Annotated in this window: 14 protein-coding genes and 1 other RNA gene; 7 read left to right on the top strand and 8 right to left on the bottom strand. The window is 30.7% G+C overall.

Annotation, left to right across the window (positions count from 1 at the left end; all coding sequences use genetic code 11):
• The first annotated feature begins 465 nt into the window (after positions 1 to 465).
• Together Q5N74_RS18390 and Q5N74_RS18385 are read left to right on the top strand one after the other, a co-directional pair.
• Positions 466 to 849, top strand: coding sequence for a DUF2809 domain-containing protein (locus Q5N74_RS18390; RefSeq protein WP_304390460.1), 384 nt, complete (start codon positions 466 to 468; stop codon positions 847 to 849).
• Positions 837 to 1,505: a DUF1361 domain-containing protein gene (locus tag Q5N74_RS18385; protein WP_304390459.1), complete on the top strand. Its 669-nt coding sequence runs from the start codon at positions 837 to 839 to the stop codon at positions 1,503 to 1,505. The genes Q5N74_RS18390 and Q5N74_RS18385 overlap by 13 nt, the downstream gene beginning before the upstream one ends.
• A 22-nt stretch (positions 1,506 to 1,527) precedes the next feature.
• Here the strand turns inward: Q5N74_RS18385 and Q5N74_RS18380 are convergent, their stop codons facing one another.
• Genes Q5N74_RS18380 through Q5N74_RS18370 form a run of 3 tightly spaced genes read right to left on the bottom strand, consistent with a single transcriptional unit; the run spans position 1,528 to position 3,986 of the window.
• On the bottom strand, positions 1,528 to 2,310 hold the full coding sequence (locus Q5N74_RS18380) for an SDR family oxidoreductase (RefSeq protein WP_304390458.1): 783 nt from the start codon (positions 2,308 to 2,310) through the stop codon (positions 1,528 to 1,530).
• A gap of 41 nt (positions 2,311 to 2,351) precedes the next feature.
• Positions 2,352 to 3,554 carry an NAD(P)-dependent oxidoreductase gene (locus tag Q5N74_RS18375; protein ID WP_304390457.1) on the bottom strand — a complete coding sequence of 401 codons (1,203 nt, stop codon included), beginning with the start codon at positions 3,552 to 3,554 and terminating at the stop codon, positions 2,352 to 2,354.
• A gap of 12 nt (positions 3,555 to 3,566) precedes the next feature.
• Positions 3,567 to 3,986, bottom strand: a complete 420-nt coding sequence (locus Q5N74_RS18370; RefSeq protein WP_304390456.1) for a DUF1801 domain-containing protein — start codon at positions 3,984 to 3,986, stop codon at positions 3,567 to 3,569.
• A 307-nt stretch (positions 3,987 to 4,293) separates the two neighbouring features.
• On the opposite strand from Q5N74_RS18370, the gene ssrA reads away from it, so the two are divergent.
• The 5 genes from ssrA to Q5N74_RS18345 all read left to right on the top strand — a co-directional run bounded on the left by ssrA (position 4,294) and on the right by Q5N74_RS18345 (position 11,624).
• Positions 4,294 to 4,688, top strand: a transfer-messenger RNA (tmRNA) gene (gene ssrA / locus Q5N74_RS18365).
• Positions 4,689 to 4,985: 297 nt separating this feature from the next.
• Positions 4,986 to 6,587, top strand: coding sequence for a type I restriction-modification system subunit M (locus Q5N74_RS18360; RefSeq protein ID WP_304390455.1), 1,602 nt, complete (start codon positions 4,986 to 4,988; stop codon positions 6,585 to 6,587).
• A 2-nt stretch (positions 6,588 to 6,589) separates the two neighbouring features.
• On the top strand, positions 6,590 to 7,768 hold the full coding sequence (locus Q5N74_RS18355) for a restriction endonuclease subunit S (protein WP_304390454.1): 1,179 nt from the start codon (positions 6,590 to 6,592) through the stop codon (positions 7,766 to 7,768).
• 2 nt (positions 7,769 to 7,770) lie between these two features.
• A complete protein-coding gene (locus Q5N74_RS18350) occupies positions 7,771 to 10,599 on the top strand; it encodes a type I restriction endonuclease subunit R (RefSeq protein WP_304390453.1) in 2,829 nt (942 codons plus the stop codon).
• A 92-nt stretch (positions 10,600 to 10,691) separates the two neighbouring features.
• Positions 10,692 to 11,624, top strand: coding sequence for an Abi family protein (locus Q5N74_RS18345; RefSeq protein WP_304390452.1), 933 nt, complete (start codon positions 10,692 to 10,694; stop codon positions 11,622 to 11,624).
• A gap of 1,159 nt (positions 11,625 to 12,783) precedes the next feature.
• Here the strand turns inward: Q5N74_RS18345 and Q5N74_RS18340 are convergent.
• From Q5N74_RS18340 to Q5N74_RS18320, 5 genes are all read right to left on the bottom strand, one after another.
• Complete coding sequence (locus tag Q5N74_RS18340; protein ID WP_304390451.1) at positions 12,784 to 13,023, bottom strand: hypothetical protein; 240 nt, start codon at positions 13,021 to 13,023, stop codon at positions 12,784 to 12,786.
• 368 nt (positions 13,024 to 13,391) lie between these two features.
• Positions 13,392 to 15,743, bottom strand: coding sequence for a hypothetical protein (locus Q5N74_RS18335; RefSeq protein WP_304390450.1), 2,352 nt, complete (start codon positions 15,741 to 15,743; stop codon positions 13,392 to 13,394).
• Positions 15,744 to 15,812: 69 nt separating this feature from the next.
• Complete coding sequence (locus tag Q5N74_RS18330) at positions 15,813 to 16,100, bottom strand: helix-turn-helix domain-containing protein (RefSeq protein ID WP_304390449.1); 288 nt, start codon at positions 16,098 to 16,100, stop codon at positions 15,813 to 15,815.
• A gap of 100 nt (positions 16,101 to 16,200) precedes the next feature.
• On the bottom strand, positions 16,201 to 17,130 hold the full coding sequence (locus tag Q5N74_RS18325; protein ID WP_304390448.1) for a hypothetical protein: 930 nt from the start codon (positions 17,128 to 17,130) through the stop codon (positions 16,201 to 16,203).
• A complete protein-coding gene (locus tag Q5N74_RS18320) occupies positions 17,127 to 18,395 on the bottom strand; it encodes a phage integrase SAM-like domain-containing protein (protein ID WP_304390447.1) in 1,269 nt (422 codons plus the stop codon). The genes Q5N74_RS18325 and Q5N74_RS18320 overlap by 4 nt, the downstream gene beginning before the upstream one ends.
• Positions 18,396 to 18,840 lie beyond the last annotated feature (445 nt).

Genomic DNA, 18,840 nt, shown 5'->3' with positions numbered 1-18,840 from the left:
AATTAATAAATAAAAAAATCTCAGATTAAAATTTAACCTGAGATTTTAAAACTTACACAGTTTATGAGATACTGCCTTTTAAAACTGAATAATGTCTATGAACATTTCAAAAACCATAATAAAAGCAACTTTGTTGGCCACCTGTATTTTTTGGTTCATTATCATTTCTAAAAATTTTGAAGAAATTATGCTCCCATTATTTTTTCTATCTATGATTCCCATATCCATTTGCTGTACAATCGTGCTATTATTTACAATTGTGCCTTTTTTTTGGTTGAAGAAAAAAACAACAACTAACAAAACAATATTTGAAATATTTTTTCCCTTTTATGCCATAACATGCTTCAGTTTGTGCCTGTGTGCATCCTTAAAAGAGCCCTCATTACTGTGCTTTTTTGCATCTGTATTCATCACAACCATGCAGTCTTGGATTTGGTTTGGAAAAGAAATCGCTATTAAATAATTATGAAACTACATTTCAACAAAACATATATTATTCTCACCATTCTTCTTTTCATCACAGAAGCTTTAATCGCTATATTTTTAAAAAGCGGCTTTATTCGTCATACGTTTGGCGATTATTTGGTGGTCATTTTAATGTATTGCTTCTTCAAAAGCTTTATTAAAGGCCAGCATTTTAATATCGCAATGAGTGTGTTGGCTTTTTCATTTGCTATTGAGTTCTTGCAATTGGTAAATATTCTAGAACCACTAAACTTAGAAAATAATCATATAGCCAAACTTATACTGGGTAGCACCTTTCATGTTACAGATTTAGTAGCTTATACCTTAGGAATCGTTACCACATTACTTGTTGAACTAAAACTCACAAAATCATGCTCGCTATAAAACAACACCTTTTCAACCAATTCAAACTTTATTCAACAGTAAGCATATCATTAATACTTAGTTTGTTTTTATTAATGATACGCGTAAAACTTAGCCACTCTTTCTTTTACTTATTTTTAATTTGGAATTTATTTTTAGCCCTTATCCCGTTTGCTATAACAAGTTATTTAGCAACCCTGCAAAACACAAACAAAATAATGGTGACGCTTTGGTTCGGGTTGTGGTTATTGTTTTTGCCTAATGCACCCTACATTGTTACAGATTTAATCCATTTAAGGTTGAATGTAAACACCTTTCTATGGCTAGATATTTTGGTGGTAACCACCTTCGCCTGTACTGGTTTACTTTTATTTTACATATCCATTCTAGATATGAAAACCATACTTAAAACTTATGCAACTAAAACTACGCGAAACTATATCGTGACGGTGCTTCTATTTCTATCTAGTTTCGGGGTATATTTAGGTCGGTTTTTGCGTTATAATTCTTGGGAAATTTTAAGCAATCCTAAATATTTAATTTTAGATATTTTTAATATCATATCACAACCTGTACATCACAAAAAAGCTTGGATATTTACGATTGTATTCGGACTATTTTTGAATATTGGTTTTCGGGTATTTCAACCTCTTTATTATAAACAACTAAAAGCATGAAGCCAATAATAAACAAAAGCTATTAAATGTCCCTATTCTTCTCTTGCAAGTTTCTAACAATTTGGGCAGCCATTCTTCTAGAAACAAAACGATGTACCGTGGAAAGGCATTTATTAATAACTCCTGGTATAGCCACTGTTTGCCCCTTTTTCATGGCGTTGTAGCCATAAAGCGCCACTTTAGATGGACAAGCCATATTAAAACTGATCTTATTTTCTGAAGTATTATTTGAAACCACTTTTTGAAACGAAGTCCTAGTTGGCCCTGGACATAAAGCAGTAACTGTAACACCTGTCCCTTTTAACTCGTTAGAAATAGCTTCAGAAAATGATAATAAATACGATTTTGAAGCATAGTATATAGACATAAGTGGCCCTGGTTGAAAGGCTGCTAAAGAAGACATGTTTAATATTTTTCCCGAACCGCGTTTTACCATACCATCCAGCATTAATTTGGTTAAATGCGTGGTGGTTAAAATATGAACATGTAACATCGCAGATTCTCGCTCCCACTCGGTATTAGCAAAAGTCCCAAACAAGCCAAAGCCAGCATTATTAACCAATACATCTACAGGAATACCATTAATTTCTTTCATGATTTCAACGGACACATTAGGCTTGCTTAAATCTTTTAATAAGGTAGACACACTGCAAGAAAACTTTTTCTCGATTGCTGATTTTGCAATTTGCAAATTGGTATTATCAATATCTATTAAAATTAGATTATAGCCATCATTGGCTAATAACAATGCTAATTCATAGCCTAATCCTGAAGCTGCTCCAGTTATTAATGCAGTTTTCGTCATAAATTTAAGTTCCAATTAGGGGAAATCAAGATACAAAGCTATTACTTTTCATTTATATAATCTTGCAAATATGCAAAACGTTCAGTCAACTTACCGTTTTCGGTTATTTTGGCACGTTGCAAAACACCATCAGCATCTTTGTTAAAGAATGCAGGTAACACATGCTGCAGAAACTGCTCTCCAAAACCTTCACTGGCGTCTTTAGGGAGTTCACAAGGCAGGTTGTCTACCGCCATAACAGTTACGGTGTTTTCTGTTTTATGATCGGTTTCCGTTCCGCTTTGTGGGTCGTAACCATAAATAGGATCTGCTATCGTGGACGCTTTTAGGGTGGTTGCAATAGGTCCGTTAACATCACAACTAATATCTGCAACTAGTTTGATATTGAAATCGGGCGACTTCACATCTTCTTTCGTATAAAAATATGGCGAACCATTACCGTAAAAATGACCAGCAATATAATAATCGGTCACTTTGGCGAAACGCATAAAATCAGACTCATAATCTTGAGGGTTATTAAAAAAATCGCGGGTGTTTATGACCTTTCCGTCTTTCCGTTTATTATAATCAAGCACATCAATTTTACAATATACGGGTTCATTAAACGAATTTGTTAAATAATCAGCCACCGATACTTTTTTAATATGCATCGCTTCCAACATATGTTGGGCCCCTTTTGCTACTTTTCCACTACCTGAAAGCAGTATTTTTATAGTGGGTAATTTTAAAGTATTAAGTTCACTTACTAAAGCTTCTTGACTTGATAAGGTACCCGCCTTTGGTAATTGCCAGGAGTCATTTTTCAATCCCCAAGCACGAAATCCGTTATAAGCGCCAACAACACCTGCATAATAACCAAACCCAATTAAGCGATACCCTTTACTGTTAACAATGGTTTCGTGATCATAAAGTTCTATATTCTTTTCTAAAATAGCCTGTAACAGTTTTCTGTTATAGGGCTGTTTTTTTATAGTATGCGAAAAGAAAAAGTATTTTTTATTTGGAATAAGTGCTTCAATAGGCACTTCTTTAACGCCTATCATCACATCGCAGTCGGCAATATTTTCAGCGACTTTAAAACCTTCCTTTTTATAAGTTTCATCTGAAAATACACGAATATCTGAAGATTCCACTGTAAACGTAGCTTCTGGAAATTGTGTTTGTGCTTCTTTTAATTTTGATGGTGAAAATACCACACGACGGTCTGGTGGGTTTTTACGTTCTTTTATAATGGCAAATTTCATAGATCTTCCTGTTTATGCGCCCAATAGTGGCAAGTGTTTTATTTTATGATAGGTTAAGGCTAATGTGATACAATGTTTTAATTTTGCTTTTGGAATTTCAGTTTTCTGTTGAAATACAATGGCTCTGCTTCCTTCAAATTCAAAAATGTTTTTATAAATAATTTTAAATGTTGGTACGAGACTGGTACTACATTGAAAATACATGGCATATTGATTGGGGTTTTTAGCTTTCCAATCTATTCGAATGGTGCTTCCGTGTTTTGTTACATAACTCGGCTCTCCCCATTTAAAGGTTTCTTCTAAGATATTTAGGTTGTTTAATTCGTTTGCGGTTTCTAAAATTAAAGCTCGTAAATATAGTAACTGCGTTTTCACCTGTTTTGGGTAGGCATTAAATGCTTTTTTAACCTCAGGATCGCTTACAAATTGCATATATTTTGACGGTTGGAATAATTTTTGCTCTAAATTAGATGTATTTCTATTGAATTACAAAGTTTTTGATAACTTTGCAGCTCGCGTTAAGGGTTGAAGCGGCATCCTTTTTAAAATAAATGTGTATTTAATATGGTGAGAACCTGAATTTGGCAAATAGCCACCTTCTTTGTACTTTCCAAGACATTTTAAAAAGATATAGCGGAAAACCTGACGCACTTTTGCCATTAAAAGCAAAAGTGGGTAACGCCATAAATAAAAATAGTACTTTTCTTTTAATACTATTCCTGTTCACGCAGGAATTAATGGGGTCGACTGGTTTTGACAGCGAGATTAATTGAACGGTAAGCACGTGGTGTAATGATTTTGAAACACCTAAAAGACTAAATCAAACTTTAAACGGCGAGAATAACTACGCTTTAGCTGCATAATCTGAATTTTAGTAAGATTAGCCTAGGTACACAAGGTGTACAAGCTTTATGTCTCCGGAAAGCCTTGATTGACGGCGTTCCATTTTGAGATATCGTAAATGTCAATATAGTTTAGGCAGTGCTTTGATGCTTTTACGAAACTAAAGAAGCTAAGTTAAAAGTGGGTTGTCTTTAACCAGCTTTTAGTCGAAAACCTAAGAAAAGAATAAACGTGTAGAAAGCCCTTTTGTTACTTGTTTGGACGAGAGTTCGATTCTCTCCGACTCCACTGAAAACCCCCGAAGCAGCAATGTTTACGGGGGTTTATTTTTTAAGGTGACAAAACAGGTGACTTTTTACATCGCTAAAGAAAACTCACTCTTTCCTTTTGAATTTTATTCAATCTATGAAATGTAAGGCATTATAAATGAAGAGTTAGCTAAACATAAAATAGAAAAAGTTGGTATAAATCAATCTGTAGTTAAAAAACTAAACCAAAAACAAGGGAAAAAAGTAAATACGGAAACCCGTATTATTAAACCAATATATATTTATATTTTTAACAATTCAAAATACACCTTACCAATCAATGTCAGAAGAACAAAAAAAACTACTTGAAAAACAATTATGGGCTATTGCCAATCTCTTACGTGGCAAAATGGATGCAGACGATTACAGAAACTACATCTTAGGCTTTATATTCTTTAAATATCTTTCAGAAAAGTTACACTTATACGCTAATAAAATATTAGCACCAGATAATTTAACCTATGATCAGTTAGATGAAAATTCTGAAAATGGTAAAATATATGTTGAAGCTGTTAAAAAAGCCTGTGTAAAAGAATTAGGTTACTTCTTAAAACCAAGCGAATTATTTACCTCTATTGCTCAAAAAGGAAATAACCTTTCAGAAATAGTAACCAACGATAATGACGAAGCAAAGCAATTCTTTATCATTGAAGACTTAGAGCGAATTCTTACCAATATTGAACAAAGTACAATGGGTACAGAATCAGAAGATGATTTTGTAAAACTATTTGAAGATTTAGATTTAACTTCTGGTAAGTTAGGAAGAACTGTAAAAGCACAAAATGAAACGATTGCAAAAATCATAATACATTTAGATGAAATTGATTTTAGATTAGAGGATAATGACAGCGATTTATTAGGTGATGCTTATGAGTTTCTAATTGGGCAGTTTGCTGCAAGTGCAGGTAAAAAAGCAGGGGAATTTTACACACCTCAAGAAGTCTCTACCATATTAGCAAAAATTGTAACAACTCGTAAAAAACGTTTAAAATCGGTGTATGACCCAACGTGTGGAAGTGGCTCATTACTATTACGTGTAGCTAAAGAAGTAGATAATGTCGGTATGTTTTACGGTCAAGAATTAAACCGTACAACGTACAACTTAGCACGTATGAATATGATACTACACGATGTAAATTATCGTGAGTTTGATATTAAACAAGAAGATACCTTAGAAGAACCACAACATATGGCTATCGACTTAAAAGCCGAAGCTATTGTAGCAAACCCACCATTTTCTGCAAAGTGGTCTGCAAAAGGGATATTTAGTACAGATGATAGATTTAGTCAGTATGGTAAATTAGCACCTAAAACAAAAGCCGATTTTGCATTTGTACAACATATGATTCATCATTTAGATGAAAGTGGAATAATGGCAACCGTATTGCCGCACGGTGTATTATTTAGAGGTAGTTCAGAAGCACATATTAGACGTTATTTAATAGAAGATAGAAACTATATAGATGCTGTAATTGGTTTACCTGCAAACATCTTTTTTGGTACAGGGATACCAACGTGTATTTTAGTAATAAAAAAATGTAGAGAGGTAAACGAAGATGTATTATTTATTGATGCTTCCAATCATTTTGAAAAACAAGGTAAAGACAATAAGCTACTACCAGAGCATATCAATCAAATTGTAGAAACCTATACCAATAGAACGGTAACAGAAAAATACAGCCACAGAGCAACTTTACAAGAAATAGCTGATAACGACTATAACCTAAACATACCGCGTTATGTAGATACGTTTGAAGAAGAAGAACCTATTGATATTAATATAGTTGCAGAACAAATTCAAGCATTAGATGTAGAAATTGCAGAAACTGATAAACGTATTGCCTCTTATTGTAAGGAGTTAAATATTAAAACACCTTTTTAGCTATGGAAAAGCAATTAACACCACAATTGAGGTTTACTGAATTTGAAGATGAATGGAACAAGAAAAAACTCATTGATGTTGCTGTTTTTTTAGACCATAAAAGAAAACCAATAAAAAGCGCAGACAGAGCGAAAACACAAGGGGTATATCCATATTATGGTGCTTCAGGTATCATTGATTATATAAATGAATATATTTTTGATGATGAACTCGTTCTTTTGGGTGAGGACGGAGAAAATATTTTATCAAGGAACTTACCGTTAGCTTATAGAGTTAGTGGGAAATGCTGGATTAACAATCACGCACACGTTTTAAAACCTAAAGCTGAAGTAAATATTGATTTTCTAACTGAGAGTTTAGAGCTTGTAAATTATGTGATTTATAATACAGGTACAGCTCAACCTAAATTAAATAAAGAAGTATGTAAAAGTATTCCTTTGAAATTGCCATCCCTTCCAGAACAACAAAAAATAGCATCATTCCTTACAGATGTAGATGAGGTAATTATCAAACTCACCAAAAAGAAAACCCTTTTAGAACAATACAAAAAAGGCATAATGCAAAAAATATTTAATCAAGAATTAAGGTTTAAAGATGATAATGGTAATGAGTTTCCTGTTTGGGAGGAGAAGATGTTAGGCGAGATTACCAAATACTATGATGGCACACATCAAACGCCCAATTACGTTTCAGAGGGTGTCCCTTTTTATAGTGTGGAACACGTTACAGCTAATCAATTTGAAAAGACAAAATATATCTCTAGAGAGGTTTTTGAGAAAGAGAACAAAAGAGTGAGATTAGAGAAAGGCGATATATTAATGACCCGTATAGGGAATGTTGGAAAAGCTAGGTATATTGATTGGGATGTAAAGGCTTCATTTTATGTGAGTTTAGCCTTAATTAAACAAAACTCTTCTTTTTCTAGTAAATATTTAGCTCAATATATTAATTCAGTTCCATTTCAGCGTGAACTTTGGAAAAGGATTATACACGTTGCCTTTCCTATAAAAATAAATTTAGGGGAAATAGGAAAATGTTTAGTGCAATTACCGTGTGTTGAAGAACAAAACAAAATAGCCAATTTCTTATCAGATATAGATTTAAAAATAGAAGCTTTAAATACCAAAATAGAAAATAGTAAAAGCTTTAAAAAGGGATTGCTACAACAAATGTTTGTTTAAATATGACAACACAACCAGAACAAGTATTAGAAAATAATTTAATAAGCCAATTAATAGCATTAGGCCATAAATCAGTTGTAATAAAAACAGAAGAGGATTTATTAAGCAATCTAAAATCACAATTAGAGAAGCATAATAAAATAACCTTTACTGCTTCCGAGTTTGAGCGCATATTAATATACCTTTCTAAGGGTAATATATTCGATAAAGCTAAAACTTTAAGAGATAAATATGTATTACATAAAGATAACGGAGAGAAAGCATATATAGAGTTTATTAATCAAGACTTCTGGTGTCAAAATCAATTTCAAGTCACCAATCAAATTACAATTAATGGTAAAAGAGAAAACCGTTACGATGTTACTATTCTTATTAATGGGTTACCATTAGTACAAATAGAATTAAAACGTAGAGGGATTGAACTTAAAGAAGCATTTAATCAAATACAGCGTTATCAAAAAGAGTCATTTGCATCTAATAATGCCCTATTTAATTATGTGCAATTATTTGTAATTAGTAATGGTGTTGATACCAAATACTACGCAAATAGTCAAAAACAAAGTTTCAAGTTTACATCTTTTTGGAGTGACGAAAAGAATAAAAAAATCACACAATTAGATAAGTTTACAAGCATCTTTTTAGAGCCTTGTCATATTGCTAAAATGATTACAAAGTATACTGTTTTACACGAAAGTGATAAAAAGCTAATGATACTTAGACCTTATCAGTATTATGCAGTAGAATCAATTATAGATAGAGTTAAAAATTCTGATAAAAACGGTTATATATGGCACACAACAGGTTCAGGTAAAACGCTAACGTCATTTAAGGCAAGTCAGATATTAACAAACAACCCTAAAATAAAAAAAGTGGTTTTTGTTGTAGATAGACAAGATTTAGACGACCAAACTGTTAGAGAATTTCAAGCATTCGACAAAGAGAGTATTGATGGTACTGAAAACACCAAAATGCTTATCAATCAATTTTTAGATAATAACAGACCTTTATTAGTTACAACAATTCAAAAACTAAATAGTGCTATTTCAAAAGCAAAGTTTAGAAAACAGATTGAAGCTTTAAAAGATGAAAAAGTAGTTTTTATATTCGATGAATGTCATCGTTCTCAATTTGGAGATACACACAAACGTATTGTAAACTTCTTTACCAATCATCAATTATTTGGTTTTACAGGAACACCAATATTTGTAAAAAATGCGATTAGTAAAAAGAGTATCAAACAAACAACTGCAAACCTATTTCACGAATGTTTACATCAATATGTAATTACAGATGCTATTAGAGATGAAAATGTATTAAAATTCTCAATAGAGTATTACAATGTTTTTAAATCTAAAGAGGGTGTAGATGATACCAAAGTAGAAGATATAAACAAACAAGAAGTCTATGAAAGTGATGAATATTTAAATACTATTACAAATTATATAATAGCAAATCACAATCGTAAAACACATCACAGAGCATTTACAGCAATGTTTTGTGTAAGTAGTGTAGATATTCTAATAAAATATTACGAGTTATTAAAGGCTAAAAAAGAAGCAGGCCAACACCGTTTAAATATTGCAACTATCTTTTCTTATAACGTAAATGAACCAGATAAGGATGCAAACGGTCAAATACAAGAGGAAGATGTAAATGATGATGCACCTGTAAATAAACATACAAGAGATAAATTAGATGAATTTATAGCAGATTATAATAAACAGTTTAGTACTAAACAATCAGCTAAAGATGGTAATACATTCTTAAACTATAAAAAAGACATTTCTAAACGTGTTAAGAACAAGCAGATTGATATATTATTAGTCGTTAATATGTTTCTTACAGGTTTTGATAGTAAGTCCTTAAATACGCTTTATGTAGATAAAAACTTAAACTATCACGGTTTAATACAAGCTTATTCTCGTACTAATAGAATCTTAAACGAAAAGAAATCACAAGGTAATATTTTAGCATTCCGTAATCTAAAACAAAACACAGACGATGCTATCGCTTTGTTTTCTGATAAAAACGCTCAAGAAACTATAATTATAGCACCATACGATGAGCAAATAGCGAAATTTAATGAAGCTTATAAAGTATTAATGGGTATTGCACCAACTGTAGATAGTGTAAACGATTTAGTTACTGAAGAAGATGAATTAGAATTTGCAAAAGCATTTAGAGAAATAATGCGATTAAAAAATATATTATCATCATTTGTAGAATTTTCATTTGATGATACCTATATGAAAGACCAAGAGTTTGCAGATTACACAAGTAAATATTTAGACCTTTACGATAAGATAAAAACAAATAACCAAAAGGAAACAGTATCTATTTTAGATGAAATTGATTTTGAATTAGAGTTAATACATCGTGATGAAATTAATGTAGCCTACATAATGAAGCTGTTAGCACAATTAAAAGATGCTAAACCAAAAGACCACGCAAAACAGAAAAAACAGATTATAGATTTAATAGCTGGAGAATCTGAATTAAGAAGTAAACGAGTTTTAATAGAAAAGTTCATTCAAAATAATCTACCTAAAATAAACGATAGTGAAGCTATTGAAGATGAATTTAAAAACTATTGGCAAGTAGAAACTAAAAAAGCTTTACAAGATTTAAGTAAGGCGGAAGCGTTAAAACAAGATAAAGTAGAAGACATTATAAACGATTTTCTTTTTACAGGTAGAATGGCAACCGAAGATGAAGTTATTGAAGCATTAGAAAAGCAACCAAGTGTCTTACAAAGAGAATCAATAAGCACAAGAATCACAGAAAAAATAAAAGACTTTGTAAAAACTTTTATTAGTGGTGTAGATAATTAAAAAATTTTTGTACTTTTGCAGCAACATACTTACCCCGCTTCCCATTAGAACAGCGCGCTCAGGGTGAGTTTTTTTTTGCCTTATATTTAGCTATGACTAAGGAAAATTACTCAAAACCACCATTATCATATCAACAACAATTTGAGCGTTTATCTTCGAGAGGATTATCTTTTGAAGGTTGTGAAGAAAAAGCATTACATCTTTTAGAAAAATTAAGTTATTACAGGTTATCTGGTTATTGGTATACACTGCTAGCTAATCCTAAAACAAACCACAGGTTTAAGGCTGATGCTCACTTTAATCAAGCATTCGAGTTGTATAAATTTGATCGTGAATTACGTCTTTTAATTTTAAATCAAATTGAAAAAATTGAAGTAGCTATACGAGCAGTTATTTCGTATGAATGTTCTCATAGTTGGGGTGTTTTTTGGTTATCAGATACAAATAATTTCAAATCTCATTCACAACATACCCGTGATATAAGCAAAATGTTTAATGAGGTTAATAGAAGTAATGAGTTGTTTATAACTAATTATAAAAATAAATATATAGAAGAACTACCACCTAGTTGGATGGCTTTAGAGGTTTGTTCTTTTGGTAGCTTATCATATATTTATTCTAACCTTAAAGGAGGTCGAACGAAAAGAAATATTTCTCAAAAATTTGGCTTAAGGGATGATGTTTTTGTCACTTGGCTTCACACATTAGTTTATATTAGAAATACTTGTGCACATCATAGTAGGCTATGGAATAAAAATTTAAAAATAAAAGCTACTGTTCCAGAGCAAACCTCATTAGATTGGATTGTTAATTGTTATAATATGGATACACGTACGCAGAATAGAGTTCATATAAAAAAGCGCACTTATTTTGTTTTATGTATGTTAAAATATCTTTTACAATCCGTTAATCCTAGGAATTCTTTCAAAGAAAAATTAGACGATTTGTTTACTCAATATCCATTAGTAGATAGAAAAGCATTAGGTTATACTGATGATTGGGAAACAGAACCTTTATGGCAATAAAATCCCCACAACCCAAAACCCAGTATTTTGCAAAAAAGCAAAAATCCTCTGTCTTTTGTGTTGTTCCGCGCGCCACCACATAGTTGGTTTTATGTCACAATAGTTGTAGCCAACGCTATAATAGCACATTGCTTGTTTTATTTAAAAGTATCTATTTTAATAAATTAGTACAATAAAAAAGCAAAGAGCTATTGCCAACGCTCAAAACAACTATTCCGCCACAAAACCAACCCAAAGCTAAGTTACATAATAGAAGTTATAGGAGCAAAAATCCTTTCAAAGGTTGCTTACGGTGTTTATTATATTTTATTCATTTTTCCGCTATTTAAACCTAAAACACCAGAACTAGATTTAATACATGCTGAATCCATAAAAGGTTAACCAACATAAACCGAGAACTTACCAAAAAATAACTTTTACCACATTAAGCTAACATCTAAAAAACCTAAAAACACCTAAAGTTTTACCTAAAACTTACCCAGAATTCACCCAGAATTACCGAAAAATAACTTTTACCACATTAAGTTAACACCTAAAAAACCTAAAAACACCTAAAAACACCGAAAACTTACCCAAAACTTACCGAGAATTTACCGCATTAAGTTAACACCTAAAAAAAACCGAAAACTTACCGAAAATTCACCCAAAACTTACCGAGAATTACCCAAAAATAACTTTTACCATATTAAGTTAACACCTAAAAAACCGAAAACTTACCGAGAATTTACCCAAAAAAATTTTTACCACAAAGTATTGATCGAAAGCTAAACCAATAACTATACTGTTTTTGTTAAATTTTATACTAACTATAATATAATTTTAGCTTTCTGTTTTTCTAGAAAGGAGTAAAATTGTAGCTGAAATAGTTAAACCAATAGCTATATAACTTATTTTTTTATCATCTACACATCTTATTAGTTCACTTTCTAGGTCATCAGGCCGCATTAAAACATCTACTAAAGATAAATCATATTTACGTTCATTAAAATCGTTTGAGGTTCCAGCAATAATATAATTATCCTCATTAAACTTTGAAGATTCATCTATTAATGAAGTGTCTTGGTTTACAGGTACTATAACATAAATATGATTACCAAATTCCTCTTAATTAACTGATCTAAAATAATGCTTAATACCTAAATTTTATGAAATCGACTTTTTAGAGATAAACAGTCACACTAATAACATTATATTGTTGTTTAAAGTGCTTTTTTAAACGCTCAATAAGTTGTTCCGTTTTTTCTGCTGTTTTTTTCGTTGGATTATAGCTATACCGTATAATGATTTCTCGCTGTTCATCTAGATAATGTTCATGTACTGGAAAGTCAAGCATATCCTTTCTTGAAAGATTTATTTCCGTTGGATTTTGTTTGATAATTTTAAAGAGTAAATGTTTCATTTTTTATTATATTATTAAGTAAAATAAATTTTCATAGTTTTTGATTATCATTAATTCGCGAAGGTGTAAGAGGTGTAAGGCAAACACACCTAGCACACACCTGCACCAAACAACACAAACTACTGGTAATCATGATTATAAAACAGAAAAAAACACCTAGCACACCTAAAAAATAAAAACAATTATTATTTTTTTATTTTTTTTGCACTTATTATTTTTTTATTTTTTCTGTGTGCGTTATTTCTTTTTAGGTGTATCAGGTGTACTATAAGCAATTAAAAACCTGATAATCAAAACCTTTTTAAAAAAAAAGGGTGTAATACAGGGTGTTGAAATACTACACCTTTTACACCTTTTACACCTAAATATTAAAAAATCCTCCTCCACCTTCTACCTTCTCCATATTTAAAAGGAAGGTTTTTGTGTTTAATATAGATCTGAAGCAACTTTTTCACATTGTTTTGATGAAAATATTTTTCATTTTTCAAGGGGTTATTAAAATGCAGATATTCTTCAACGAAGGTAGTAGTAGTAAAACCTTGTTCCTTCAAACTCACAATATCAAAAACCCTTTCAAACTCACTCAATATCAAATCATTATTAAAATATGCCATAAAATTATCATAATTTTTATCATATTTAATCCTTTCCATTCCATGCTCTAAAAAACTACCAACACAATAAAAAATGAAGTTGTAAAACTTATTCCATTCCTCCTTATCCCAATCATCAAACAAATTATGTTTAAAAACATCCCTAGGTGTAAAGTTTTTATTAAAATAATTTGTGAATTTATACTCATAAAACCTTCTATTTGTTGACTCTGATTCAGAGTCATATCTCACAGCCCAATTGGTAGTTATTATAAATTTAGGTGTATATTTAAAAGGTATGTTTACAGATGATATTGTTTTCCTTCCGCAAGATATATCTCCAGATACGTTGGTATATATTCCATCGTAGTTAAAATTACATAGCACATCATCAATAATATACACTCTATGACTTTTATGAAGATCATCAAAATTGTGCCTGTAACCCGAGTCGAATTCAACACCTCCTTTTAAAATTGAATTTTGAACATGAGATATCGCTTTAGTTAACAATGATTTTCCTCTACCACCTTTCCTACTTTCATCATCCGCATCCGCATCACTTAAAATAATGGCAGGACAAAAAGATGGATTCTTATAGGTTTGGCACATGTAGCCTATCATACAACAAAAGCTCAAAAATGCACCTTTCTCCTCGTTTGTAAGATCCTCACATCTAGGGTCTTTTCCTATACAAATCATTTTTAAAAACACTTCAAACTCACCTTCATCAGGTTTTTCTTCAAAGATAAACTCATGTGATTGAGTGTTATGTTGAGGAAAAAAACCATTTACATCTTTATAATCTATAATGTCTACGATTTTTTCTTCTTTGTTATACCTAGCGAAACCATTTTTAAAAGAAATCCCAAATTCACTTTTTTTGTCGGTATAATAAATTAATACTTTTGGTTCCATTAGATGATAACCTCCATTAATCGAACTATTCAAATCTTTTGCTATTCTATTAACTACGTCATCAATAGAAAACTCATTAATGTTTTCCTTTAAAAAAGGTAAAATATCAGTTTTATGATTGAAAGGAGCAATCACATTATTTGTATCCTTGAAAATTGTGATTTTATCCTGCCCCTCTTCCGTTACTCTCATAAAATTTTCTTGAACAAAGAAATCACTATAAAGCTGAGCTGTTGTAACCAACTCACCTTTATCGAAATAATAAAATTGTAATTTATTATTAATTATCTCGGGTCCCACACACTTCTTAATAGCAAACTCGACTTCATTAAAAAATAGATTAGAACATTGAACATCTGACAACACAAACACCCCGTCATGAAGCCTAGCGTAGTTTTTTACATTATTCTTCGAAACAAATGCCGTAATTGCCTCCCCCTCATACTTAACCAAATCCTTAAACATCTTTCCTTTATTAAAAAACCTATCTTCTGTAATAACTTCAGACACGCGATCTTTATAAATAGGATAAAGTTGTTTTCTTATACTTTCTATTGAACAGCCATTTATTTCTGCATGAGAATTTAATAATGCATTGAATTTCCTCTTATCTACATATTCATAAACATCAAAACCTCTATTCTCTTTTAATTCAATATCAATAAAGGTTGGAAATGCTCTTTTTATATCATACTCTTTAACATTAAAAGGAAGTTCGCCTCGAAGCACCTTTGGAATGGACGTTAAAGGGTTATATTCGCGACCATCTTTCTTTTTAACATTAAAAAGTAAATCATAACGCTTTTCGTAAAAACCATTCAACTTCAACACCATAAATAGAACATATTTTTTGTAATCAAGCATATTAAAAGACAAATACTCTCCTTTATCAATTTCCTTGTAATACTCTTGTAATTTCTCTACATCATGCTTAAAATACTTCAAATTAAGCTCTTTCCCCTTGGCGTAAGAATCTAAATACTTGAAATAGTCATTATTTTTAAGAGGATCAGAATTAATAAAAGAAATGTACTCAATCATCACCGCATCCAAATCATTTCTTGAATTCGTTGATTTACTTAACGCATCTTCATAAGTGAAATTTTGTTTACGACTCTTGGACACAGTCTTAGTTCTATCTATAAATCCTTTTTTCCAAGAGGCAACTATTGAATCCCAGTTATTTTCTTTATATTTTGTAACTTGCATCTGTTAATTGCTTTATGCTATAAATGATATAACCCCTAGTACATTGTGGTGACGTACTAGGGGTGTTTTTTATCTTTTATATTTTAGTGATTTTACTTCTTTAAGAGCGTTATCTAAGTCGGAACGTTTAATGAGTAATTTTCTACCAACTTTTGAAGCTGGTAAAATTCCTTTTTTTATTTGTGCATAAACCGTTTGGACGGTGCAATTTTGCTCTTCAGCAGCTTGTTCCGGAGTAAGCTTTTCGTTAAACTTATCATCTATTAATAATTGAATCTTTTCAGATATATTATTAACTTCATTCTGTAGTTTTGTGAATTTCTCCCTATCTATTCCTTGAAAAAATATTCCTTCCATGCGATACGTTTTTTATTAAACATATCCAAAAGTAGAAATAGAAACAAAAAAACAATTTGACCACTTTTGACTGTCAAACCGTCAAACAAATTAAGCCCTATTAAGCCCTATTAAACTCAACAAATTTAAAATTATTTAAAAACTCATTTTGTTTAGGTGATTGGTTTAACAAATAGTTATAATTCGCTCTTGATACACTAGAGTTTAAAAAAGTATTATTAAGTGCCTCCGTAATTATTTTTCCACCTTCGTGGTCTTTATGAATATACATCTTAAGATACAGCTGCATCCCTATAGCACAAATGAAAGATTGCTTACCTTGAGCTTTATATTTAAGTGGTATTAATATTTCAAGCCCGTTATCTTGTTTTTGTATAATATTATTTTCGATAAATAGATTAATGATATCATCATACTTATTTTCAACTCCAACCTCCTTAAAAAGACTTTTTAAAGTTCTTGGTTCATTTGGTGGTGGTGTGGTAGCCTTTTCTAATTCTTGGATTTTAGATGTAATATATACCAGCTCATTATTTTTATGATTGACAGCTCTCCATCTTTTAAGAAAAAAAATAAAATCTTCCAATAAACATTCATTTGCTATAATACCCTTTAATAATAATTTTGAAATATCGTATTTTTCATTCCAAGATTTCTGACAAAAACCGACCTGATTCCCGTCCACATGATAAATATCATTATAAATCTTGTTAAATTCTTCAAATAGCTCAATATTCACATAAAACTCAGCTTCCCAATTAGGCATCATACCTCCATTTTTTGAATAAGTCAAGTAATCTCTAGCTAAATATTCAGTTGGATAAACTTCTTTATAGCTTTTTTTCCAAAAATCTATTTCTTCTTCTATATTTAAAAATGAATTAGAAATACAATCTAACTTAAAAAGAGTATTACTCATTTCATCCCCGTACACCAATGCACTTTCTTTAAAATCCAAAAAGTGATCCATAAGTCCACCTTCAATAAGAAACTCTAAAATATTGTACATTTCATTACTTGATTTAATCATGCCTTCTTTAATTTAGGAACTTCCAAACTACCAAACGCTAAATTAACAGCATCAACTTTAGCAATATTATCAACTTTATAATAAGTATTAAAGGTCTTTAAGTCTTTATTTCCAGTCATATTCATAATTGTTTTATCTGCTATACCCTTCTTCTTCATTATGGTTATAAATGTTCTTTTTGCGGTGTGAGTGGAGATCCGTTTATTAAAAGGTTGATGTTTTATTTCTTGAACCTTGTTCTTGGTTCTGCTATATTCTACTTCAAAAGTAAATTTAGCTTCCTCAAACACATCTTTTATAAATTGATTTTGTTTCTGATTACTCAATAATGGAAGTTTATAATCGTATTTCTTTAAAATAAAATTAGTTATATCAAAAAGAGGGACTTCCCTTGCTTCCTTTGTTACATCTTTTTCCTCATGTATAATTAGTACATTATTTATAATAGACCTTTTACTAATAAGCTTTAATTCGCCATAACGCGTTCCTGTCAAACATTGAAAAACGAATATATCTTTTACACGCTCCAAAGCTTTACTTTTTGGTGTGAATTCAAAAATAGTTTTTACCTGGTCTATAGTTAAAGCCACCTCTTTACTTATTACCCGTTCTGGCTTTACAAACTCTTTGAAGGTTTCGTTATAGGTATATTTTTCCTTCAACGCCCAAAACATAAATGTTTTAAACAAACCTATATTTCTTGAAAAGGTATTTGTGTTGTGATCTAGTGTGGTATAACAATAATCTATAAATTCGGTGTAAAATTTATTATTGATTTTACTAAAAGTTAGCTTATACTTTTTCTTTTTTTCAAATTCTTCTAAATGATTTTTTATGTTTTTATACCTTTTTATAGTAGCTGGTTTCCACTCTTTTCTTTTCTTCTTTTCATCTGTAAAATCATCATAGGCATCAAAAAAAAGATTTTTTTTAGATGAGACTTTTTTAAATTCTGCGTCAAATGCTTCTTTTAAAGTTTTAGAGGTAAAATCCTCATTTATCTTGGTGTATAATCCTTCTAATTCTTCAAATTTATCTGAATACCTGTTTAACTGGGTAAATATTGAACTGGAATTATTATCTTTTATAGTACCCTTTAATTTTGGTCTGTTTTGCTCAAAACTCCAATGTATAGGCTTTATATGTTCGCCTGTCGAATAGACAAATTTCTTGCTTTCTTTATTGAAATGGCATGTAAAATATATTAAGCTTGGTTTTTTCCCAACCCTGCCTTGAGGTTCTTTTAGATAAAATGAATGAGTCATATTTTTGAGGTGACAATAAAGGTGACAAAATAGGTGACAATATTGTTTTAATTAAACATAACTCAAATATATAATAAAATATAAAACATCAATAAAAATAAGGGTTAAAAAGTATTTTTAATAAATTAAGATATGTTAAAGTATGTTAAATTCGATAGTCTCCGACTCCACTTTATGGGTATCAAAACCCACCAAAAACCCTGTAAACTTATGATTTACAGGGTTTTTTATTGATTTACTAAGCACGTAAAACAATCTTATAAGTCCTGAAATTTAATTCCATTTAGTTTCAAAAATCATACTTCAAATTTTTATTATCATAATCGTTTAACTAATGTAATATTTAGCTATATTTATAGTATGATTTCTATTACAGACACTCCGCCCTCTGAAGTAGAGGAAAATTTAAATTTGCTGAGAGCAGATTTGAATTCTAAAATTCCGT

This window comes from Mariniflexile sp. AS56 (assembly GCF_030552475.1).
Classification (GTDB): domain Bacteria; phylum Bacteroidota; class Bacteroidia; order Flavobacteriales; family Flavobacteriaceae; genus Mariniflexile.
This window is presented reverse-complemented; position numbering and strand designations above follow the sequence as displayed.